Below are 20,657 nucleotides of genomic sequence, written 5' to 3' on the forward strand. Positions count from 1 at the left end.
AACAGCTTGTTAGATCTTCGATTGGCAGGCTCAGAGGGTAACGGACGCCGCCAGCGGAAGGTGATCGCTGCCCGTCTGCTGCAGAGCCCAGGCAGAGACCGGGCTCACCCCGCGCACCATGATCTGGTCGATGCGGGCCATCGGGAACGAGGCGGGCCAGCTGAAGCCGAAGCCGTCGCCCGCCGCGCCCTGCGCGGAGCGCATCTGCGAGGTGACCGGGGCCAGCGAACGGTCGTTCATCGTGCCGTTCAGGTCGCCGAGCAGGATCACCTTGTCCTGCGGCTCGTCACGGATGGCCTCGCCCAGCGCCTCGGCGCTCGCGTCGCGCTGCCCGGCGGTGAAGCCCGCGTTGAACTTCACCCGCACCGAGGGGAGATGGGCGACGTACACGGCGACCTCGCCCTCCGGCGTGGTGACCGTGGTGCGCAGCGCCCGGGTCCAGCCCATCTTGATGTCGACCGGCTTGGTCCCGGACAGCGGGTACTTGCTCCACACCCCGACCGTGCCCTGCACGGCGTGGTAGCGGTACTCGCCCGCGAGCGCCTTCTGGTACGTCGGCACGGCCCTGTCGGTCAGCTCCTCCAGCGCCACCACCTGGGCGCCCGAGGCGGCCACGTCCTTCGCGGTGGCGACCGGGTCGGAGTTGTCGGCGTTGACGTTGTGGGTGACGACGGTCAGGTCGCCGTCGCCGCCGGACTTGTCGGAGAACATCAGCCCGCCGAAGAGGTTCAGCCAGACGGTGACCGGCAGCACCAGCGCCACCAGCGCGCTCGCCGACCGCCGCACCAGGCCGAGCACCAGCAGCACCGGGAGGAACACGCCCAGCCACGGCAGGAAGGTCTCCAGCAGGCTGCCCAGGTTGCCGACGCGGTTGGGGATGTCGGCGTGGAAGACCATGATCAGCGTGAGCAGGACCGCGAACGCCGCGAGCACCAGGCCGCGCCGCCAGATTCCGCGGCTGTGCCGGAGCCGGTCGCGCAGGCGACCGAACCCGGAGCCGGCCGGCTGGGGTGCGCCCCCGGACTGTCCGGTCTCCCGCGTGTACGCCTGCACCATGCGCTGTCCGTCCCTCACTTGCCGCTCGCCCGCCTATCGGTCAAGACCCTAGGCGATGACCAGGGCATTCCCGACGCCCCCACCGGGCGTCCCTGCCCGGTGGACGCCCAACCGGTATGCCCAGGTTCCGCATCCCGCGGCACCAGGGGCGGTTGTGACGCAACAGGCACAAAGGCATCGGGACGCGCCGTCCGTCCTACGCTCGCATACGCGCTCTCAGCCGCGCGCCGAGACCCCCTCCAGAACGGTGTCCACGATCCGCTCGGCCAGCCCCTCCGGCAGCTCCCGCCACTCGTGCAGGATCGCGCGCGACAGCATCGGCCCGGTGAACAGGTCGGCCAGCAGCTCGGGATCGGTGTCCGCCCGGATCTCACCGTTCGCGACGCCCCGCCGCAGCACCGACCGCAGCAGCTCCCGGCGGACCTCGATGACGTTCTCGTCGTACGCCCGCCACAGCTTCCGGTCGGCGTGCATCTGGGCCAGGATGCCGCGCAGTACGAGGGAGTTGCGCTTGGCCAGCCCGCGCCGCCGCATGAACTCCAGGACGGTGACGAGGTCGTCGCGGACCGAGACCCCGGCCGGTTCCGGACCCGGCTCCTCCAGCGACCGCAGGACGTCCAGCATCAGCGCGTCCTTGCCGGACCAGCGGCGGTAGACGGTGGCCTTGCCCACACCCGCCGCGCGCGCGATCCCCTCGATAGACAGCGCGCCGACGGATGAGCCCTCCTCCAGCAGCCGCAGCACGGCCTCGATGATCGCGGCGTCGGTGGCGGCGTTGCGCGGCCGCCCGCGCAGCGGGAGTCCGTGCGCCGGGGGCGCGGTCATCGGTCGGCCCCCGCCCCGGCCTGCTCCCGTGGCTGCCCGCTGCCGGGGCCGTCGTCCGCGTCCTTGCCGGGCAGGAAGGCCGCCACGACCAGCGCGCCGAAGAGGGCGACACCGGACGAGCCGAGCGCGGTGAGGTGCATCGCGTGGACGAAGGAGTCGTGCGCGGGCCCCAGCAGCGCGTGCCCCGCGGGCCCCAGCCGCTCGGCGAGGCCGACGGTGGCCTCGATGGACTCGCCCGCCGAGTGCCGTGCGGAGGGGGAAAGACCGGGGACGGCGGCGAGGGTGCCCTGGATGCCCTCGCGGTACGTGGCGGAGAGCACCGAGCCGAGGACAGCCACCCCGAGCGCGCCGCCGACCTGCCGGAACGTGTTGTTGAGGGCCGAGCCGGAACCGGCCTTCTCGCGCGGCAGCGCCTGCATGATCGCGGTGGTGACCGGCGGCATGATGTGCGCCATCCCCGCGCCCTGGAAGAAGAACAGCACCTCCAGCACCCACAGCGGCGAATCGGTGTCCAGCAGCAGGAACCCGGCCATGGTGGCGGCCACCAGCAGCATCCCGCCCGTGCACACGACGCGGGCGCCGAACCGCTCCACCACCAGCCGGGCGCGCGGCGCGAACAGCAGCTGCGCGGCGGCCAGCGGCAGGAGCAGCAGCCCGGAGTCCAGGGCGCTGAAGCCGCGCACGCTCTGGATGTAGAAGACCATGAAGAAGGTCACGCCCATGAGCGCGAAGAAGACCAGCGCGACGGCGGCGATGGCGGCCGAGAAGGCCGGGTTCCGGAAGTAATTGACATCGATGGCCGGATGGTCGCTGCGCTTCTCGTGCCAGACGAACAGGCCCAGGACGAGAAGCCCGGCGCCGATCGTGGCCAGCACCTGGGCGTCGGTGAAGTCGGCGAGCTGGCCGCCCTTGATGATGCCGTACACCAGCAGCACCAGGCCCACGACGGACAGCAGCACGCCCAGCGGGTCGAGGCGGCCGGGCGCCGGGTCCCGGGAGTCGGGGACGAGCAGCACCATCGCGGTGATCCCGGCGGCCACGACGGGGACGTTGACGAAGAAGACCGAGCCCCACCAGAAGTGTTCCAGCAGCAGACCACCGGTGATCGGCCCGATGGCGATGGCCAGGCCGACGGCGGCGACCCAGATGCCGATGGCCTTCGCCTGCTCGTCGCGCTCGAAGACGTTGACCAGGATGGCCAGGGTGGCGGGCATCACGAAGGCCGCGCCCAGGCCCATCAGCGCCCGGAAGCCGATCAGCTCGCCGGGCGAGGAGGAGAAGGCGGCGAGCACCGAGCCGATGCCGAACACGGCCATGCCGCCGAGCAGCACCTTCTTGCGGCCGAGCCGGTCGCCGAGGAGCCCGGCGGTGAACAGCAGCCCCGCGAAGACCAGCGTGTAGGCGTTGATGGCCCACTCCAGCTGGCTCTGGGTGGCGCCGAGACCGGTGGGCTCCGGGGTGGAGATGGTCTTCATCGCCACGTTGAGTATCGAGTTGTCCAGGACGACGACCAGGACGCTGACCATGAGGACGACCAGGATCGCCCAGCGTCTGCGGTGGATCGCCTCGGCGGAGGGTGCTGCTGCCATGCGGCCCAGGCTAAGACCGTTTCGATACGGTCCCGTCTCGTATGGGCAAGACTTTGCGAGCCTTTGTCCATCGAATGTCCATCCGTACTCGAATGTCCCTACTTTCGGAGCGCCGGGAGGCGTGCCAGCATGGGGGTGGTCCGGGGACGCCGTCAGGGCGCCTCGAGATGACGAACAGGAGCCGTCGTAATGACGCACGTCAGCCCTGCGCAAAAGCCACAAAATCCGGAAAAGCGGCCGTCGAAGGCGCTGTACGGGGGGACGGGGTCCCGCCGGGTCACCGTCCGCGACATCGCCGCCGCCAAGGAGCGCGGCGAGAAGTGGCCCATGCTCACCGCCTATGACGCGATGACCGCCTCCGTCTTCGACGAGGCGGGCATCCCCGTCATGCTGGTCGGCGACTCGATGGGCAACTGCCATCTGGGCTACGAGTCCACCGTGCCCGTCACGATGGACGAGGTCGCCCTGCTGTCCGCCGCCGTCGTACGCGGCACCAAGCGCGCCCTCGTCGTGGGCGACCTGCCCTTCGGCTCGTACCAGGAGGGCGCGGTCCAGGCGCTGCGCAACGCCACCCGGCTGGTCAAGGAGGCCGGGGTGGGCGCGGTCAAGCTGGAGGGCGGCGAGCGCTCCGCCCACCAGATCGAACTGCTCGTCCAGTCCGGCATCCCCGTCATGGCGCACATCGGCCTCACCCCGCAGTCCGTCAACGCGTACGGCGGCTACCCGGTGCAGGGCCGCGGCGAGGAGGCCGCGCAGCAGCTGCTGCGCGACGCCAAGGCCGTGCAGGACGCGGGCGCCTTCGCCGTGGTCCTGGAGCTGGTCCCGGCCGAACTGGCCGCCGAGGTCACCCGCTCGCTGCAGATCGCGACGGTCGGCATCGGCGCGGGCGCCGGGTGCGACGCCCAGGTGCTGGTGTGGACGGACATGGCGGGCCTGACCGGCGGCCGGGTGCCGCGCTTCGTCAAGCAGTACGCCCGGATGCGGGAGGTACTGGGCGACGCGGCGCGCGCGTTCGCCGAGGATGTCGTCGGCGGGGCGTACCCGGCCGAGGAGCACTCGTTCCACTAGGCGCACCGAGTAGGCACACCGAGACCATCGCGGTACATCGACAGCCCGCCGACCGTCCCCCGTCGGCGGGCTGTCTGCTGCTTGTCGGTGATCTGTCGGCGGGGGGTGTCACGCTTACTACATGACGCGACAGGAACACAAGATCAGGGACGGCAACGCCGTCGAAGTACGGGGGCTGGTCAAGCACTTCGGCGACACCAAGGCGGTCGACGGGGTGGATCTGGACGTGCCGGAAGGCACCGTCCTCGGTGTGCTCGGCCCCAACGGCGCCGGGAAGACCACCCTCGTCCGCTGTCTGTCCACCCTGCTGGTGCCGGACGCGGGCACCGCCGTCGTGGCGGGGTACGACGTGGTGCGGCAGCCCCGGCAGCTGCGCCGCACGATCGGTCTGACCGGGCAGTACGCCTCGGTCGACGAGAAGCTCTCCGGCTGGGAGAACCTGTACATGATCGGGCGGCTGCTCGATCTCTCCCGCAAGGAGGCCAGGGCGCGCGCGGACGCCATGCTGGAGCGGTTCTCGCTGACGGACGCCGCGAAGCGGGCCGCGGCCACCTACTCCGGCGGTATGCGGCGCCGTCTCGACCTGGCCGCCTCCATGATCGGGCGGCCCGCGGTGCTCTATCTGGACGAGCCGACGACCGGCCTTGACCCCCGCACCCGCAACGAGGTGTGGGACGAGGTCAAGCGCATGGTCGCCGAGGGCTCCACGGTGCTGCTGACCACCCAGTACATGGAGGAGGCCGAGCAGCTGGCGCACGACCTCACCGTCATCGACCGCGGCAAGATCATCGCCGAGGGCCGGGTGAACGAGCTGAAGGCCAAGGTCGGCGGGCGCACCCTGCAGATCCGCCCCTCCGACCCCGGTGAGCTGAACCGGATGGTCGGGGCCATAGCGCAGGCCGGGCTCGACGGTGTCGGCGGCGCGACCGCCGACGTGGAAGAGGGCCTGGTCAACGTGCCGATCGTCAGCGACGAGCAGCTGACCGCGGTGATCGGGCTGCTCGGCGAGCGCGGCTTCGCGATCGCCGGGATCGACACCCATCTGCCCAGCCTGGACGAGGTGTTCCTGGCCATCACCGGCCAGAAGACCTCGACCCCCGAGGACACCAAGACCGACAGCAGCGACAAGGCCCTTGAGGAGGTTGCGGCATGAGTGCGGCAACGATGACCGCGTCCGCCCAAGGCCTGCCCGACGAGGGTCGGATCGGGCTGCGCGCCAATCTCCGGCACATCGGCGCACTGGTGCGCCGTAACGCCCTGCAGATCAAGCAGGACCCGGAGTCGATGTTCGACGCGCTGATGATGCCGATCGTCTTCTCGCTGCTGTTCACCTACGTCTTCGGTGGCGCGGTATCGGGCGGCGACCGCGGTGAGTACGTCAACTACTTCATCCCCGGGATGATGGCGATGGGCGGGCTGAACATCGCGATGTCGGTCGGCACGGGCGTCAACGACGACTTCCGCAAGGGGGTGATGGACCGCTTCCGCACGATGCCGATAGCCCGCTCCTCGGTGCTGGTCGCCAAGCTGATCGTGGAGACCGGGCGGATGCTGGTGTCCACCCTCATCCTGCTCATCATGGGCTTCATCATGGGCTTCGAGCTGAAGACCGGCCCGGCCGAGCTGGCGCTCGCGGTGGCCCTGGCCCTGGCCTTCGGGTCCTCGCTGACCTGGATCTTCATGCTGCTGGGGCTGTCGCTGAAGACGCCGCAGGCGGTGCAGGGCATCGGCTTCCTGGTGATCATGCCGCTGCAGTTCGGCTCGTCGATCTTCGCGCCGACCAGCACCATGCCGGGCTGGCTGCAGACCTTCACCAAGTACAACCCGCTCTCCCAGCTCGCCGACGCCGCGCGGTCGCTCACCAGCGGCCACGGCCCGCTCGCCCATCCGGTGACCGTCGCCCTGGTGTGGGCGGTGGCCATCACGGTGATCACGGCGCCGCTGGCGGTGCGGAAGTTCCGCACCAAGACCTGAGCGGCGGTACGCGGTGGTTCAGACGAGGGCGGCGGCCTCCTGCACGGTGAGGCCGCCGCCCTCCGCGTACGCCCGCTCGTAACTCCCGTCCTCCAGCCAGACCCGCACCGCCGCCTCGCCCGCCGCCCGGTCCTCCCGCTCGCTGGCGGGGATCCGCTGGATGCCGGGCCGCAGCGCGTCGTACGCGCCGAGCAGCCGGGCCGCGAGCGCGGCCCGCTCCGCGCCGCCGAGGGCGGCCAGCACCCGCGCGGCGGTCATCAGCTGGACCACCGGCACCTGCGGGGCGACCACCTGGGCCATGAGGTCACTGGTCTTCACGAGCGCCCGCCTGATCCGGGTGAGCGCCTCTCCGGGCTGTCCGTCGATCAGGTCCAGCCAGGCCACCATCCCCTCGACCAGGCCCTGGAACAGATCGAGCGCCCGGTTGGCGAACTCCTCGTGCAGCACCGCCAGAAGCTCCCGGGCCTCGGCCACCCGGCCCGTGACGCCGTACCGGTGGGCCAGATGCATCCGGACGTACGCCGCGGCCTCGGCATCCGCCTGCGCGGACTCCGTCAGCAGCTCGCGCAGGACCCGCTCGCCCTCCGCCGCTTCCGTCTCGTCCCCGTGCTCGACGTGCAGCCCCGCCAGCCGGGCCCTGAGCAGCACCACTTGGGCGTGCGCGTCCAGCTCCTCGGCGTAGCGGATCGCCGCGCGGTAGTCGTCGGCCGCGGCCCGGCCGTCGCCGATCAGCTCCAGGGTCTCGCCGCGCCCGGACAGCGCCTCGGCCACGCCCCAGGCGTCCCCGAGCTGGATGAACAGCTCCAGGCTCTCGTCGGCGTCCCTGCGCGCCTGCTCCCCGGGATCGCCGCCGGTGCGCTGGGTCATCACCTTGGCCCGCATCTGGAGGGTGAAGGCCAGCTCCCAGCTGTAGCCCAGCTTCCGGCTGGTGCGCACCGCCTGGTCCACGACCTCCCGCATCAGGGCGAGGTCGCCCGTCAGCAGCACCGCGAAGAACCACATGACGCCGGGTACCCGGCAGTTCTGCGGCAGCCCCGGGCGGTAGGCGGCGGCGATGCCCCGCATCTCCTGCCGGGTCTCGTCGTCGTCCATCGCCTTCATGTTGCCTTCGAGGTTGGCCAGCGCGAACAGCCGCACCCCGCGCCGGGCCTCCTCCAGCATCTCGGGCTCCATCGGCGGCGGGGCGGCCGTACAGCTCGTGTACAGCGGGGGCGCGGGGGCGACGGGCGGCGCGAACGGGTTGGGGCCCAGCCGCGCCGCGGCCGTCGCCCAGTGGCGTCCGTCGCCGCGGTGGCCGCGCAGATTCCAGAACCAGCCGAGCGACAGCACCAGACACAGCGCCTCCTGCTCGTCGCCCGCCGCGACGGCCCGGCGCAGCGCGGTGCGCAGGTTCTCGTGCTCGGTCTCCAGCCGGGCCAGCCAGACGCGCTGCTCGCGGCCGCGCAGCAGGGGGTCGGCGGTACGGGCCAGCTCCCGGTACGCGACCAGGTGCCGCCGTTCGACCACCGCCCGCTCCCCCGTCTCGTCCAGCCGCTCGGCCGCGTACTCGGCGACGGTCTCCAGCAGCCGGTAGCGCATCTCGCCGTCGGCGCCGTCCGCTCCCGGCGCGGCCACCACCAGCGACCGGTCGACCAGGGAGCCGAGCAGCGCGGCCACGTCCCGGGGGTCCACCGGGGTCCGGTCCCCCGGATCGCCGCAGACCGCCTCGGCCGCCGGGAGGTCGCAGCCGCCCGCGAAGACCGAGAGGCGGGCGAGGACGGTGCGCTCGCGGGCGTCGAGCAGGTCCCAGGACCAGTCCACGACGGCGCGCAGCGTCTGCTGGCGGGGCAGCACGGTACGGCTGCCGCTGGTCAGCAGGCGGAAGCGGTCGTCGAGGCGGTCGGCGATCTGCCGGGGTGTGAGCAGCCGCAGCCGGGCGGCGGCCAGTTCGACGGCCAGCGGCAGACCGTCGAGGCGGCGGCAGATCTCGGCGCACGCGGCCGGGTCGTCGTCGGTGCGGAAGCCGGGGCGGGCCGCCGCGCCGCGCTCCTGGAACAGCCGCAGCGCGACCGGATCCGGCAGCGGCTCCACCGGGCGCACCAACTCGCCCGGGACGGCGAGCGGTTCGCGGCTGGTGGCCAGGACGGTGACGCCGGGGCAGCGGGCCAGCAGGGAGTCGGCGAGCCGGGCGGCGGCCTCGACCAGATGCTCGCAGTTGTCGAGCACGATCAGCATCCGGCGCGGTTCGCAGTGCTCCACGAGCCGGGTGAGCGGATCGTGGGCGGCCGGGTCGGCGGCGGCGCGCAGCCCCTCGGCGGCGCTGCCCCGGATGACGGTCTCGCGCGCGCCGAGCGCGGTCAGCACCGTCTCGGGCACGGTCTTCGGGTCGTCCACGGGGGCGAGTTCGGCCAGCCACACCCCGTCCGGCCAGGCGTCGGCGACCGACTCGGCGGCCTCCTGGGACAGCCGGGTCTTCCCGGCGCCGCCGGGCCCCAGGAGGGTGACCAGCCGGTGCGCGGCCAGATCGGTGCGCAGCACCGCGAGGTCGGCCTCCCGGCCGACGAAGCTGGTGAGCCGGGCCCGCAGATTGCCACCGCGGCGCCCGCCCCGCTGCGGCACCGGGGCCTTGGGCGGCTTGGTCGGCTTGGGCTGCTGCGGCTGCTCGGACCGCTCGGGGGTCAGCAGCTCTCCGTACAGGGCGCGCAGCTCGGGGCCCGGGTCCGCGCCCAGCCGGTCGGCGATCTCCGCCCGGATCGCCTCGTACGCGGCCAGCGCCTCCGCGGGGCGGCCGGTGTCCCGCAGGGCGCGGATGCGCAGCGCGTGCAGCGGCTCGTCCAGGGGGTGGGCGTCGCACAGCTCGGCGAGCGCGGGCAGGGTCCGGGCGGCGTCGCCGAGGGCGAGCCCGGCGGCGATCCGGCCGCGCCGCGCGTCCAGCCGCTGGGCCTCGGCGCGGGCGGCCGAGGCCATCCCGTCGGGCAGGTCGGTGAGCGCCGGGCCGCGCCACAGGGCGAGGGCGTCGTCGTAGCGGGCGGCGGCCTTGGCCGGGTCGCCGTCGGCGAGCGCGCGGGCGCCCTCTTCCGCGAGCCGTACGAAGCGGTGCAGATCGACGTCGTCGGGCTCGGCGCACAGCCGGTAGCCGCCGGGCCCGGACGCGATGGCCGCCTTGCCGACGGCCCGCCGCAGCCGCCCGACGAGGGCCTGCAGCGCGCCGTTCTCGTCGGCGGGCGGGTCGGTGTCCCAGACCTCAGCGATGAGCGCCCCGTTCGTCCGCAGCCGCCCCGGCGCCAGGGCGAGCGCGGTCAGCAGCGCACGCAGCCGCGCGCCCCCGAGGTCGACGGGGGTGCCGTCGTCGTGGTGGGCCTGGGTGGTGCCGAGGATGGCGTAGCGCACGGCCCCATTGTTGTCGACGGTCACACCTCACCGTTCATCCGCTCCCGGAGCGTGCCCGTCCGCTTACCGGACGGTCGCGGTGTCCGGAACTCCCGGCCCCCTGTCCGACGTTTCCCGGGAGTCGAGCGGGGCACCGTACGACGCACCATGATCAGGTACCGGACGGAGAAACCTCGCGCATGACCACCGCCATCAGCCGCCGTGAGCGGCGGATCAGTCCTGTTTTTCTCGGCCTGGTCGCGATCATGCTCGTGTCCGCGTGGGCGGTGTGGACGGACTACTCGGCCAGCCCCGGCTTCGCCGTCTTCCTCTTCGTGGTCTCCGGCTGGGTCGTCTCGCTGTGTCTGCACGAGTACGCGCACGCCCGCACCGCGCTGCACGGCGGTGATCTGTCGATCGGCGCGAAGGGCTATCTGACCCTCAACCCGCTGAAGTACACGCATGTGGCGCTGAGCATCGTGCTGCCGCTGATCTTCGTGATCATGGGCGGGATCGGGCTGCCGGGCGGGGCGGTCTTCATCGAGCGGCACCGGATCCAGGGCCGCTGGCGGCACAGTCTGATCTCGGCCGCGGGGCCGCTGACGAACGTGCTGTTCGCCGCCGCGCTCACCGCCCCGTTCTGGCTCGGCACCGCCGACCAGATACCGGTGGTCTTCCGCTTCGCGCTGGCGTTCCTGGCGCTGCTCCAGGTCACCGCCGCGATCCTGAACTCGCTGCCGGTTCCGGGGCTGGACGGGTACGGGGTGATCGAGCCGTGGCTGTCCCACCGCGTCCGGCGGCAGGTCGAGCCGTACGCGCCGTTCGGGCTGCTCGCGGTCTTCGGCATCCTGTGGATACCCGAGGTCAACCAGGTCTTCTTCGACGCGGTCGACGCGATCATGCGGGGGCTCGGGGTGACACCGTTCGAGACCTACTTCGGCCAGGAGTTCTTCCGCTTCTGGCAGGGCCAGCCGCAGTTGCCCGGGATCAGCTCGTAGCGCCCGGGGCGCCCGCCGCCTCGCGCTCCGCCTCCCGCTCGGCCTTCGCCCTGTGGACGTAGAACCAGGCCATGTTGGACGAGATCCCGGCGAGCAGCACCCAGACGACGCCGAGCCAGCTGCCCCGCGCGAACGAGACGACGGCCGCCGCGACGGTGAGGGCGCAGACGAGGAGGGCGTAGACGGCGAGGCGGGGCATGGGGGTGGCTCCTGTGGGGTCCTGTCGGGGGTGACGCGCTTCCGACATTGTCGCCCATGCCCCGCCGGGGCGTACGGGTCGCCCTGACGATGTCCTCAGACGTCGGTGATGCGCAGGCCCGCGTGGGCCTTGTAGCGGCGGTTGACCGAGATCAGGTTGGCCACCAGGGACTCGACCTGGTGGGCGTTGCGCAGCCGCCCCGCGAAGACGCCCCGCATACCGGGGATGCGGGCGGCCAGGGCCTGCACCACATCGGTGTCCGCGCGGGACTCGCCCAGCACCATCACATCCGTGTCGATCTCCGCGATCTCCGGGTCCTGGAGCAGCACGGCCGACAGATGGTGGAAGGCGGCGGTGACCCGGGAGTCCGGGAGCAGGGCCGCGGCCTGCTCGGCGGCGCTGCCCTCCTCCGGCTTGAGTGCGTACGCGCCCTTCTTGTCGAAGCCCAGCGGGTTGACGCAGTCGATGACGAGCTTGCCGCTCAGCTCCTCCCGCAGCGACTCCAGCGTCTTGCCGTGGCCCTCCCACGGCACCGCGACGATCACGATGTCACTGCGCCGCGAGCACTCGGCGTTGTCCGCGCCCTCGATGCCCAGGTCCGCGCCGCCCAGCTCCTCGGCCGCGGTCTGCGCCCGCTCCGCCGCGCGCGAGCCGATGATCACCTTCTGACCGGCCCGGGCCAGCCGGTAGGCGAGGCCTCGGCCCTGGTCACCGGTGCCGCCGAGCACGCCGACGACCAGGCCGGAGACGTCCGGGAGGTCCCACGGGTCCTTGGCGGGGGCCTTCTTGGCGGGGGCTTCGTTGGTGGCGGTCGTACCGTCAGGAGTAGTCATGACAGCGATACTGTCACGCCCACGTCATGCCTTCACGCTCCCCTCCGTCAGCCCCGTACGCCAGTACCGCTGGAGGACGCCCATCAGCACCATCAGCGGCAGCACGGACAGGAAAGCGCCCCCGACCGTGTACTGGTACAGCTCCGGCTGCCGGTCCGCGTACCCCGTCCAGGAGGTCAGGCCGAGCTGGATCGGATAGAGGTCGGAGTCGGAGAGCATGACCAGCGGCAGGAAGAAGTTGTTCCAGATGTGCACGAACTGGAACAGGAAGACGGTGACCAGGGCCGGGGTCATCAGCCGCAGCCCCAGCGTGGAGAAGATCCGCGCCTCACCCGCGCCGTCGATCCGCGCCGCCTCCATCAGCGAGTCGGGCACGGCGGCCGCCGCGTAGATCCGGCACAGGTACACCCCGAAGGGGCTGACCACGCTGGGGATGAGGACGGCCCAGTAGGTGTTGGCCAGGCCGATGCGGCTGAAGAGGAGGTAGAGGGGGAGGGCCAGCGCGGTGCCGGGGATGAGGACCCCGGCCAGGATGACGTTGAAGATCCCCTCCCGCCCGGGAAAGCGGAACTTGGCGAGGGCGTACCCGGCGGCGGCCGACAGCAGGGTGGCGGCGATGGCGCCGACGCCCGCGTACATCAGGCTGTTGGCGAACCACCGCGCGTAGATGCCGTCGTCGTACGTCAGCACCTGGCGCAGCCGCCCGAAGAGGTCCGGGTCGTGGAACCAGAAGCCGAACGTGCCGAAGAGATCGCTGCTGGACTTGGTCGAGGAGACCACGAGCCAGTAGACGGGCGTGAGGAAGTACACGGCGGCAACGGCGAGGAGCGAGACGGTGATGATCCGGTACCGCAGCGACGGCCGCCGGTCGCGCTGCGCGTGCCGCCGCTCGCGCTGCGCGCGTCGGCGGTCCGGGCGTCCCACGCCCGGTGCGGAGCCGCCCCCGTCGCCAGGACCGCCGGTGCGCGCTTCCGCACCGGCGCGGAGCCTCGCCTCGCCGGGCGTGGGACCCCGGACGGGCCCGTCGCCCGCGCCCGCCTGGCCCGCCGCCCGGCCGTGTCCGGCGGCGTCCGCGCCCGTGGCCGATTCCGCGCCCGTCCCGGGGCGAGGTCGTGGTGCGGGCACGTCCTCGGGGCGTCCCGGTGGGGACGTTTCCGGGGACCGGGTCTCCCACGGCTCGGCGCGCTCGGGGCCGCCGGGCTCGTTCACGTGGCTCACCGGTCCTCCCCGCCCTTGCCTCGCTGGCCCACCAGGCGCAGGAAGCCGAACGACAGCACGCACGCGACGAGGGCGAGCAGCACCGCCTCGGCCGCGGCGATGTGCTGGTTGTTGCTGGTGAACGCCTCGTTGTAGGCGGCCAGGTTGGGGGTGTAGCCGGAGTCGATCGAGTTGGTGAGCGGTTTGAGCACCTTCGGCTCGGCGAACAGTTGGAGGGTGCCGATGAGGCTGAAGACCGTGGTGAGCACGAGGGCGGGCCGGATCAGGGGCAGCTTGATGTGCCGGGCGATCTGCCAGGCGCTCGCGCCATCGATCCTCGCCGCCTCGTACAGCTCCCCCGGTACGGCCTTGAGCTGCGCGATCAGCACCAGCATGTTGTAGCCGGTGAACTGCCACGTGACGATGTTCGCGATGGACCACAGCACGGTGGAGCGGCCCAGGAAGTCCACCTCCCAGCCCGCCGAGTGCGCCATCTCCACCAGCGGGCTGATCCCCGGTACGTAGAGGAAGCCCCACAGGATCGAGGCGATCACCCCGGGCACCCCGTACGGCAGGAAGAAGGCGGTGCGGAAGAAGCCGACCCAGCGCGCCGACGCCGCCTCCAGCAGCAGCGCGAGCGCGGTGGCGAAGGCGATCATCACCGGGATCTGGACCACGCCGAAGAGCAGCACCCGCCCGAATCCGGCGGTGAAGTGGCCGTCCTGAAGGGCGTGGGTGTAGTTGGACAGGCCCGCCCACACGTCCTTGGTCTCGCCGCCGAGGCCGAGCGGCCCGGTGCGCTCGACCTTGAGCAGGCTTTCGTAGAGCGCGAAGCCGATGGGGGCGATGAAGCAGAGCAGGAACAGCGCGAGGAACGGCAGCAGGAAACCGGCCGCCGCCCGCGCGCCGCGCGCCTCGGCACGGGTCAGGCGGCGTACCCGGCCGCCTGCCGCCGGACCCGCCCCCCGGCCCGGCGCCCGGCTCGTCATCCGGCCTCCGCCTTCAGGCCCTTTTCCTTCAGATCACTGATCGTGTCCCGCTGCACCTTCTTCAGCACGGACCGGAAGGACGCCCCGTCGCCGATGGCCGCCGTGAAGGCGTCGCCGAGCCGCTGGTAGAGGGTGTCGGTGGCCGGGCCCCACTTCCAGCTGGTGTCCACGCCCTTGCTCGCGTCCTCGAACACCTTGCTGTACGCCTGGCCGCCGAAGAAGTCCTGGTGGACGTCGAGGTCGGAGGTGGTGTAGCCCTGCTTCGCGCCGGGGGTGCCGTAGCCGTTGTCGATCAGCAGCTTGATCGACTCGGGGTCGGTGTTGAGCCAGATCGCGAAGTCCAGCGCGTCCTTGGGGTACTTGGTCTTGGCGAATACGGCGGTCGTGGAGCCGCCCCAGTTGGCGTACGCCGCCTCCCCCCGCTTCCACTGCGGCATGGGGACGACCCGCCACTTCCCGGCGGTCTTCGGCGCGTTGCCGACCAGCAGCGCGTCGCCCCAGCTGGCGCCGAGCCAGGAGGCCATGGCGCCGGTCTGGACGTCCTTGTACCAGGCGTTCTGCCGGTCCGGGATGGTCTTGATCAGCTTCTGCTTGACCAGCGCGTCCCAGTAGTCGGCGACCTTACGGGTCGGCTCGTCGTCGATCGAGACGGTCCAGGTGTCGCCCTCGGTACCGAACCAGCGCGCCCCGGCCTGCCAGGCGAGGCCCGCGAAGCGGTTGCCGTTGGTCGCCGAGAAGGTCTCGATCCAGGCGCCCTTCTTACGGATCGCCTTGGCAGCCGCCTCGTACGCGTCCCAGGTGGCGGGCGGCTCGATGCCCCACTCGTCGAACAGGTCCTGACGGAGGAACAGCCCCATCGGCCCGGACGCCTGCGGTACGGCGTACACGCCCTTGCCGAACACCGACTGCTGCCACTGCCAGCCGACGAACTTGTCCTTGTACCGGTCGATCCCGTGCTTCGTGAGGTCCAGCAGCCCGTTGTCGATCAGGAAGCTGGGCACCACCGGGTACTCGATCTGGCCGAGGTCCGGCGGATTGCCCGCCTTGATCGCGGCGTGCATCTTCGCGTACTGGGCGCCCTCGACCGCCGACACCTTCTCGACCTCGACCCGGACCTCGGGGTTCTCGCTGTTCCACAGGTCCACGGGCTTGTCGATGCCCGGCACCCAGGACCAGAAGGTCAGGGTGATCTTCTGGCCCTTCTTACGGCCCTTGGGCTCGTCGCCCCCGTCGTCGTCCCCGCCGCATCCGGCGAGGGTGAACCCGGCCGCCGCGGCGGCCGCACCGCCGAGGACGGCACGCCGCCGCGGTCCCATGCTGTCTGACATGCTCCTCATACCAGCTCCTCCACCGGAACGCGCCGGAATGTGATGGTCGAGTAGGCGCTGAAGTCGCCGGTCTCGTAGAGCAGTCCGACCGTGTCCTGATCGATCCTGACCAGATCGGAGTAGGCGGCGGGCAGCCCGTCCACGGTGTGCACCGGCTGCCAGGTGACGCCGCCGTCGCGGCTCGCCCGCACCGTCATCAGGGCCCGGAAGCCGGGGGCGGCGGGGCCGGAGTACAGCAGGACATCCGGCTCACCGCTCGGATCGCCGAGGTGCAGAACGCATCCCTCGACGACGGGCGTCACCAGCCCGGCCTGCGGCCGGAAGGGGGTGGCGAGGGTCGCGCCGCCGTCGTACGAGCAGGCGTCGGCGCGGGTGCCGGGCGCGGTCGCGTCGTTGCGGGTGTTGAAGTAGACCCGCCCGTCGGGGAGTTCGGCGGCGGTCGTCTCGTTGACGTTGATGTAGCCGTCCGGGTTGTCGTCCACGTACCCGATCCGCCAGGTCTCGCCGTCGTCGTCGCTCAGCAGGTCGTGCCCGCCGTTGTAGCGGCCCTCGGTGCCGATGTCGCCGGGGACGGTCGGGGGGAGGGAGTGGTTGGCCGGTACGACGATCCGGCCCGCGTGATCGCCGTGGCGTAACCGCAGCGCGTGGCCCGGGGTGGTGGCGTACCAGCGCCACTCGGGCCGCTTCGTCTGCGCGGTGATCTCACGGGCCGCGCTCCAGCTCACGCCGTCGTCGTCGCTGTACGTCAGCCACACCCGCCGCCCGTCCGCCGCGGACACCTCGCCACGGCGGATCCGGTCCTCGGTCGCGGACGCGGCGCTGCGGACGTGCACCAGGACGACGCGGCCCGCGTGCGGCCCGTCCTCCAGCACAACGGGCGCGGGATTGCCCGCTGTTCCGTTTCCGTTCTGGGCGACGACCTGGGGCGCGCCCCAGGTGCGGCCCCCGTCGGCGGACCGCTTCAGCACCAGGTCGATGTCCCCGTGGTCGGCGGACGACCCCACCCGCGCCTCGGCGAAGGCCAGCAGCGTCCCGGCGCGCGTCACCACCACCGCCGGAATCCGGTAGCTCGCGTATCCCCCGGTCCCGGCCCGGAACGGGACGGAGACCTCGTACGGGCGTGCCATGCAGACCCTCCCGATGCGCCGTTGCAATCGATCGAGTGCTCAGCCAGAAAAATGGGACGTAGGACGTCCCTTGTGTCCGGCGACCATAGGGTTTGCCTCACAGAGCGTCAAGAGAGGGCGCAATGAACAGTTGGCGCGGAGGCGCACCGCGAAGGCGCACCGCGAAGGCCCCCAAAGGGGTGAGCGCCCCCCATTCCCCCGCCAACCGCCCCTCGGGCACGGCAGGATCCGGACACATGGACGCCGTACGGGTCGCGCTGCTGCGCGAAGTGCTCGCCGGAACCGAGTGGTTGCAGTCCACCCGCCGCTTCGCGGGCTCCCTGCGGGGCTCGGTGGGCTCGCGCGAGGGTGGACTGCTGCTCGTGGGCAGCGAGGAGTACGAGCCCTGGCACCTGGCCGCGCACCTCGACGACGAGGCCGCCTGGTCCGGGCTGCCCGAGCTGTCCCCCACCCTGGTCCGCCACCGCGTGCCCGTGGGCCGCGCGGTGCCCGCGCATCTCGCGGTCGGGCTGGGCCGCCTGGAGGCCGCCGGGCGCGGCGAGACGCTGCTCGTGGTCACCCCGGGCGATCCGGGCGCCGGGCTGCTGGAGCGCGTCAACGACGCCCGCCGGGGCGGCGCCACCGTCCTCGCCCTCGACGGCGGCGACCCCGAACTCCACGCCCTGGCCCACGACGCGCTGTCCGCCCCCGAGGGCGCCGACCTGGACCTCGACACGGTCCAGCACCTGGTGAGCGCGGCCGCCGGGGAGAACACCCTGCCGCCGCGCCCCGGGCGCCGCCGCTTCCGCGACCGCTTGGCGCGGCTGGCCGACCAGCTGACGTCCCCGCCCCCGCCGGGCTGGTAGCCCCGGGGTTCCTCCCCCACCCCGCCCCTTCCCGCAGCATCGATATGCGGCTCCGCCGCGCGGCAGGGGCTCCGCCCCTGGACCCCGCCTCGCCCCCGCGACAGGCGGGCCCCGACACCTCCGCGTCAGGCCCAGACGCCAGCCGCACCGCCTCCGGCAGCAACCCGGGGCGACGACCGCACGGTGTCCCCGCAAGGGGCGCGCGGCCGCGCGGGCGGAACCGGGGGCGGGCCCGGACCTCCGGCATGGGGTCGCCGTCGCGCAGGCGAATCGGAGGCCGAATCGGGGTGTGCCGGGGCGTAATTGGGTTGCCGTACGCGTCGGCGCGGCCGGATCATGGGCGCTCGTGACCTTGACCGGCGAAGACGACCGAACCCTGCCGGAGCCCCCACGCAAGCGGACCCGGGCGCTGCTGCCGGACCTCGCCCCCTGGCGCTCCTCCCGCGACTTCCGTCTCATGTGGACGGCGGGCCTGGTGACCGCCTTCGGCAGCTTCCTCACCATGGTGGCGCTGCCGCTGCAGATCAAGGAGCTGACCGGTTCCACGGTGGCGGGGGGGGCGATCGGCGCGGTCGAGCTGGTGCCGCTCATCGTCTTCGGCCTGTACGGCGGGGCGCTCGCCGATGCCGTCGACCGCCGGAAACTGATCCTCGCCACCGAGGCCGGGCTCGGGCTGCTCGCCGTCCTGCTGCTGGTCAACAGCCTGTTGCCGGAGCCCATGCTGTGGCCGCTGTACGTCGTCGCCGCGCTGGCCAGCGCGCTGATGGGGCTGCAGCGCCCGGCCATCGACGCGGTCGTGGTCCGTATCGTCCCGCACGACCAGCTCACCGCGGCGGCCGCGCTCAACTCGCTGCGCTGGCAGCTGTCGGCCATCGTGGGCCCCTCGCTCGCCGGTGTGGTCGTCGCGTACGCGGGCGTGCCGCTCGCGTACGGCCTCGACCTGCTGTCGTTCGTCGCCTCCCTGCTCCTCACCCTGGGTCTCACCCCGGCCCCGCCCGCCCATGACGCCGATCCGCCGTCGCTGCGGGCGATCGCGGAGGGGGCGCGCTACGCCTGGCGGCGCAAGGAGCTGCTGGGGACGTACGCGGTCGACATGGCCGCGATGTTCTTCGCCTTCCCGAACGCGATCTTCCCCTTCCTCGCCGACGACCTGGGCGTCCCCTGGGCACTCGGCCTGATGTACGCGGCGGGCTCGGTCGGCTCGGTGGCGGTCAGCGCGACCAGCGGCTGGACGTCCCGCGTCCACCGGCACGGCCGGATGGTCGTCCTGGGCGCGGCGGTCTGGGGGCTGGCGATGGCCGCCGCCGGGTGGCTGTCGAACATCTGGCTGGTGCTGCTGTGCCTGACGGTGGCGGGCGGCGGCGACATGGTGAGCGGACTGTTCCGCTCCACGATCTGGAACCAGACGATCCCCGACAAGCTCCGGGGCCGTCTGGCGGGCATCGAGCTGCTCTCGTACGCCACCGGCCCCCAACTGGGCCAGGTCCGCGCCGGGACCACGGCCGCCCTCGCGGGCGTACGGGCCTCGGTGTGGTCGGGCGGTCTGGCCTGCGTGGCCTCGGTGGCCCTGCTGGCGGCAGTCCTCCCCCGCCTGATGGCGTACGACGCGCGCACGGACGAACACGCGCAGGCCGCCCGCGCGGCCGCGCCCAGATCCTGAGGAGGGCTACGACCAGGCCACCACCGCCGCCCGCTGCCGGTGCCTGCCGGTGCCTGCCGGTGTCCAGAACAGGCATCATGGGCCGGTGGCCCATCTACCCGTCGACGTGCGTGCATCGCTCCGATTCTTCGCCTTCTACCTGGCCAACGGCACCCTCGACGTCGACCTGCTGGACGACGTCGACTACCGCCCGGCCCTCTTCCGGTTCGGCTCACCGCTGGAGCAGGTCTTCGCGATCTACGGCAATGTGCTGCAAGTCGACGAGAGCGGACAGGTGCTGAACGACGGCGAGGCGCAGTACCGCGCCGCCCAGTGGATACGGGCCTACTGCGACCCGGGCTACCAGGTCGAGCCGCCGTTCCAGCCGTGGGAGACGGAACTCCACGGCCCCTGACAGGCCGGGAAAAGCCTTCGACCGGCCAGGTGCCGATGCGGCACCCTCCCCAGCATGACCACGCCGTCCTTCATCCCCGGGCTGGAGCTGTCCCGCCGCTTCTACCGCGAAGCCGTGCGGCCGCTGCTGGACGAGGCCGCCCCCGGGGTCGCGTACTCCGCCGCCCGGCTCGGCAGCGGCTCGGAAGTCCTCGGGTTCGACACCGCCCGCTCCGCCGACCACGAGTGGGGGCCGCGCCTGCAGATCTTCCTGCACGCGCGGGACGTCGCGCGCCACGGCGCGAGGATCACGGCGCTGCTCTCCGAACGCCTGCCGAAGACCTTCCTCGGCTACCCGACGCACTTCGCCCCCACCGGGGAAGCGGGCATCGGGGTCATGCGGGCAACCGACGGCGCGGTCCATCACCGGGTCGACGTCATCGACCCGGGCGGCTGGTTCACCGCGCAGCTGGGCTTCGACCCGCGCGAGGACATCACCGTGGCGGACTGGCTGGCCACCCCCACGCAGCGCCTCGCCGAGGTCACCGCCGGGGCCGTCTTCCACGACGGGCTCGGCCAGCTCGCACCGGCCCGCGCCCGCCTCGGCTGGTACCCCCACGACCTCTGGCTCCATCTGCTCGCCTGCCAGTGGCAGCGCATCTCCCAGGAGGAAGCGTTCGTCGGGCGCTGCGGCGAGGTGGGCGACGAACTCGGTTCGGCGGTCGTCGTCTCCCGCCTGGTACGCGACCTGATGCGGCTCTGCCTGCTCATGGAGCGCCGCTATCCGCCGTACGGCAAGTGGCTCGGCAGCGCCTTCGCCCGCACCGCCCAGGCGCCCGCCCTCGCCCCGGTCCTCACCGCGGCCCTCGCCGCCACCGACTGGCACGACCGCGAGCACCACATGGCCCGCGCCTACGAGGCCGTCGCGACGGCGCACAATCAGCTCGGGCTCACCGACCCCGTCGACCCCACCACCCGGCCGTACCACTCCCGGCCCTTCCAGGTCCTGCACGCCGAACGCTTCGCCCAGGCCCTGACCACCCGCATCGCCGACCCGGCCATCCGCTCGTTGCCGACGATCGGCGCCGTCGACCAGTTCGTCGACAACACCGATGTCCTGAGCCATCCGGAACGGGCACGCGCCGCGACCCACGCGACGGTCTGACGGTCTGACGGGGTCTGAGGCAAAAGCAAAGGCGAGGAGACCTCTCCTCGCCACTATCAAGATATAGCGCACCGGGGGGCTTGC

General features: G+C 72.3%; 18 protein-coding genes. 8 read left to right on the plus strand and 10 right to left on the minus strand.

Annotated elements, in window-relative coordinates; genetic code table 11:
* Nucleotides 1–30: 30 nt before the first annotated feature.
* The 3 genes from ACFV9T_RS10705 to ACFV9T_RS10715 form a co-directional block, all read right to left on the minus strand.
* Nucleotides 31–1,056 carry an endonuclease/exonuclease/phosphatase family protein gene (locus ACFV9T_RS10705; RefSeq protein WP_385438366.1) on the minus strand — a complete coding sequence of 342 codons (1,026 nt, stop codon included), beginning with the start codon at nucleotides 1,054–1,056 and terminating at the stop codon, nucleotides 31–33.
* Between the two features lie 216 nt (nucleotides 1,057–1,272).
* Entirely contained in the window at nucleotides 1,273–1,881 is a 609-nt protein-coding gene (locus ACFV9T_RS10710) for a TetR/AcrR family transcriptional regulator (RefSeq protein ID WP_385438367.1), read from the minus strand.
* Nucleotides 1,878–3,470 (minus strand): MFS transporter, encoded by a 1,593-nt coding sequence (locus ACFV9T_RS10715; protein ID WP_385438370.1) that lies wholly within the window; start codon nucleotides 3,468–3,470, stop codon nucleotides 1,878–1,880. The genes ACFV9T_RS10710 and ACFV9T_RS10715 overlap by 4 nt, the downstream gene beginning before the upstream one ends.
* Nucleotides 3,471–3,659: 189 nt before the next feature.
* Here ACFV9T_RS10715 and panB point away from each other — a divergent pair, with 189 nt between their 5' ends.
* From panB to ACFV9T_RS10730, 3 genes are all read left to right on the plus strand, one after another.
* Complete coding sequence (panB, locus tag ACFV9T_RS10720; protein ID WP_385438373.1) at nucleotides 3,660–4,538, plus strand: 3-methyl-2-oxobutanoate hydroxymethyltransferase; 879 nt, start codon at nucleotides 3,660–3,662, stop codon at nucleotides 4,536–4,538.
* Between the two features lie 121 nt (nucleotides 4,539–4,659).
* On the plus strand, nucleotides 4,660–5,691 hold the full coding sequence (locus ACFV9T_RS10725) for an ATP-binding cassette domain-containing protein (protein ID WP_385438376.1): 1,032 nt from the start codon (nucleotides 4,660–4,662) through the stop codon (nucleotides 5,689–5,691).
* Complete coding sequence (locus tag ACFV9T_RS10730; protein WP_385438378.1) at nucleotides 5,688–6,512, plus strand: ABC transporter permease; 825 nt, start codon at nucleotides 5,688–5,690, stop codon at nucleotides 6,510–6,512. Before ACFV9T_RS10725 ends, ACFV9T_RS10730 begins: the two co-directional genes overlap by 4 nt.
* An 18-nt stretch (nucleotides 6,513–6,530) precedes the next feature.
* On the opposite strand, the gene ACFV9T_RS10735 is transcribed toward ACFV9T_RS10730, so the two are convergent.
* Nucleotides 6,531–9,881, minus strand: a complete 3,351-nt coding sequence (locus ACFV9T_RS10735) for an ATP-binding protein (protein ID WP_385438572.1) — start codon at nucleotides 9,879–9,881, stop codon at nucleotides 6,531–6,533.
* 179 nt (nucleotides 9,882–10,060) lie between these two features.
* On the opposite strand from ACFV9T_RS10735, the gene ACFV9T_RS10740 reads away from it, so the two are divergent.
* A complete protein-coding gene (locus ACFV9T_RS10740) occupies nucleotides 10,061–10,858 on the plus strand; it encodes a site-2 protease family protein (RefSeq protein ID WP_385438380.1) in 798 nt (265 codons plus the stop codon).
* On the opposite strand, the gene ACFV9T_RS10745 is transcribed toward ACFV9T_RS10740, so the two are convergent.
* From ACFV9T_RS10745 to ACFV9T_RS10770, 6 genes are all read right to left on the minus strand, one after another.
* A complete protein-coding gene (locus ACFV9T_RS10745) occupies nucleotides 10,848–11,057 on the minus strand; it encodes a hypothetical protein (protein WP_385438382.1) in 210 nt (69 codons plus the stop codon). The genes ACFV9T_RS10740 and ACFV9T_RS10745 overlap by 11 nt on opposite strands.
* Before the next feature lie 95 nt (nucleotides 11,058–11,152).
* A complete protein-coding gene (gene npdG / locus ACFV9T_RS10750; protein ID WP_385438383.1) occupies nucleotides 11,153–11,890 on the minus strand; it encodes an NADPH-dependent F420 reductase in 738 nt (245 codons plus the stop codon).
* 24 nt (nucleotides 11,891–11,914) lie between these two features.
* Nucleotides 11,915–12,814, minus strand: a complete 900-nt coding sequence (locus tag ACFV9T_RS10755) for a carbohydrate ABC transporter permease (protein ID WP_385438575.1) — start codon at nucleotides 12,812–12,814, stop codon at nucleotides 11,915–11,917.
* A gap of 290 nt (nucleotides 12,815–13,104) precedes the next feature.
* Nucleotides 13,105–14,076 carry a carbohydrate ABC transporter permease gene (locus ACFV9T_RS10760; RefSeq protein ID WP_385438384.1) on the minus strand — a complete coding sequence of 324 codons (972 nt, stop codon included), beginning with the start codon at nucleotides 14,074–14,076 and terminating at the stop codon, nucleotides 13,105–13,107.
* Nucleotides 14,073–15,413 (minus strand): ABC transporter substrate-binding protein, encoded by a 1,341-nt coding sequence (locus ACFV9T_RS10765; protein ID WP_385438386.1) that lies wholly within the window; start codon nucleotides 15,411–15,413, stop codon nucleotides 14,073–14,075. The genes ACFV9T_RS10760 and ACFV9T_RS10765 overlap by 4 nt, the downstream gene beginning before the upstream one ends.
* Nucleotides 15,410–16,531, minus strand: a complete 1,122-nt coding sequence (locus ACFV9T_RS10770) for an exo-alpha-sialidase (RefSeq protein ID WP_385438387.1) — start codon at nucleotides 16,529–16,531, stop codon at nucleotides 15,410–15,412. Before ACFV9T_RS10770 ends, ACFV9T_RS10765 begins: the two co-directional genes overlap by 4 nt.
* 236 nt (nucleotides 16,532–16,767) lie before the next feature.
* Here ACFV9T_RS10770 and ACFV9T_RS10775 point away from each other — a divergent pair, with 236 nt between their 5' ends.
* The 4 genes from ACFV9T_RS10775 (at nucleotide 16,768) to ACFV9T_RS10790 (ending at nucleotide 20,573) form a co-directional block, all read left to right on the plus strand.
* Entirely contained in the window at nucleotides 16,768–17,376 is a 609-nt protein-coding gene (locus ACFV9T_RS10775) for a hypothetical protein (RefSeq protein WP_385438390.1), read from the plus strand.
* 352 nt (nucleotides 17,377–17,728) lie between these two features.
* Nucleotides 17,729–19,036, plus strand: a complete 1,308-nt coding sequence (locus ACFV9T_RS10780) for an MFS transporter (RefSeq protein ID WP_385438577.1) — start codon at nucleotides 17,729–17,731, stop codon at nucleotides 19,034–19,036.
* A gap of 85 nt (nucleotides 19,037–19,121) precedes the next feature.
* On the plus strand, nucleotides 19,122–19,430 hold the full coding sequence (locus tag ACFV9T_RS10785) for a hypothetical protein (protein ID WP_385438393.1): 309 nt from the start codon (nucleotides 19,122–19,124) through the stop codon (nucleotides 19,428–19,430).
* 54 nt (nucleotides 19,431–19,484) lie between these two features.
* Nucleotides 19,485–20,573, plus strand: coding sequence for a DUF4037 domain-containing protein (locus tag ACFV9T_RS10790; RefSeq protein WP_385438394.1), 1,089 nt, complete (start codon nucleotides 19,485–19,487; stop codon nucleotides 20,571–20,573).
* Nucleotides 20,574–20,657 lie beyond the last annotated feature (84 nt).

The organism is Streptomyces sp. NPDC059850 (assembly GCF_042731515.1).
Classification (GTDB): domain Bacteria; phylum Actinomycetota; class Actinomycetes; order Streptomycetales; family Streptomycetaceae; genus Streptomyces.

Excerpts from the sequence above, each read along its gene's own strand:
- ACFV9T_RS10705 (WP_385438366.1), bottom strand. The coding sequence starts at position 1,056 with ATGGTGCAGGCGTACACGCGGGAGACCGGACAGTCCGGGGGCGCACCC.
- ACFV9T_RS10740 (WP_385438380.1), top strand. The coding sequence starts at position 10,061 with ATGACCACCGCCATCAGCCGCCGTGAGCGGCGGATCAGTCCTGTTTTT.
- ACFV9T_RS10770 (WP_385438387.1), bottom strand. The coding sequence starts at position 16,531 with ATGGCACGCCCGTACGAGGTCTCCGTCCCGTTCCGGGCCGGGACCGGG.
- ACFV9T_RS10730 (WP_385438378.1), top strand. The coding sequence starts at position 5,688 with ATGAGTGCGGCAACGATGACCGCGTCCGCCCAAGGCCTGCCCGACGAG.
- ACFV9T_RS10710 (WP_385438367.1), bottom strand. The coding sequence starts at position 1,881 with ATGACCGCGCCCCCGGCGCACGGACTCCCGCTGCGCGGGCGGCCGCGC.
- ACFV9T_RS10715 (WP_385438370.1), bottom strand. The coding sequence starts at position 3,470 with ATGGCAGCAGCACCCTCCGCCGAGGCGATCCACCGCAGACGCTGGGCG.
- ACFV9T_RS10775 (WP_385438390.1), top strand. The coding sequence starts at position 16,768 with ATGGACGCCGTACGGGTCGCGCTGCTGCGCGAAGTGCTCGCCGGAACC.
- ACFV9T_RS10790 (WP_385438394.1), top strand. The coding sequence starts at position 19,485 with ATGACCACGCCGTCCTTCATCCCCGGGCTGGAGCTGTCCCGCCGCTTC.
- ACFV9T_RS10745 (WP_385438382.1), bottom strand. The coding sequence starts at position 11,057 with ATGCCCCGCCTCGCCGTCTACGCCCTCCTCGTCTGCGCCCTCACCGTC.
- panB (WP_385438373.1), top strand. The coding sequence starts at position 3,660 with ATGACGCACGTCAGCCCTGCGCAAAAGCCACAAAATCCGGAAAAGCGG.
- npdG (WP_385438383.1), bottom strand. The coding sequence starts at position 11,890 with ATGACTACTCCTGACGGTACGACCGCCACCAACGAAGCCCCCGCCAAG.
- ACFV9T_RS10760 (WP_385438384.1), bottom strand. The coding sequence starts at position 14,076 with ATGACGAGCCGGGCGCCGGGCCGGGGGGCGGGTCCGGCGGCAGGCGGC.
- ACFV9T_RS10765 (WP_385438386.1), bottom strand. The coding sequence starts at position 15,413 with ATGAGGAGCATGTCAGACAGCATGGGACCGCGGCGGCGTGCCGTCCTC.
- ACFV9T_RS10725 (WP_385438376.1), top strand. The coding sequence starts at position 4,660 with ATGACGCGACAGGAACACAAGATCAGGGACGGCAACGCCGTCGAAGTA.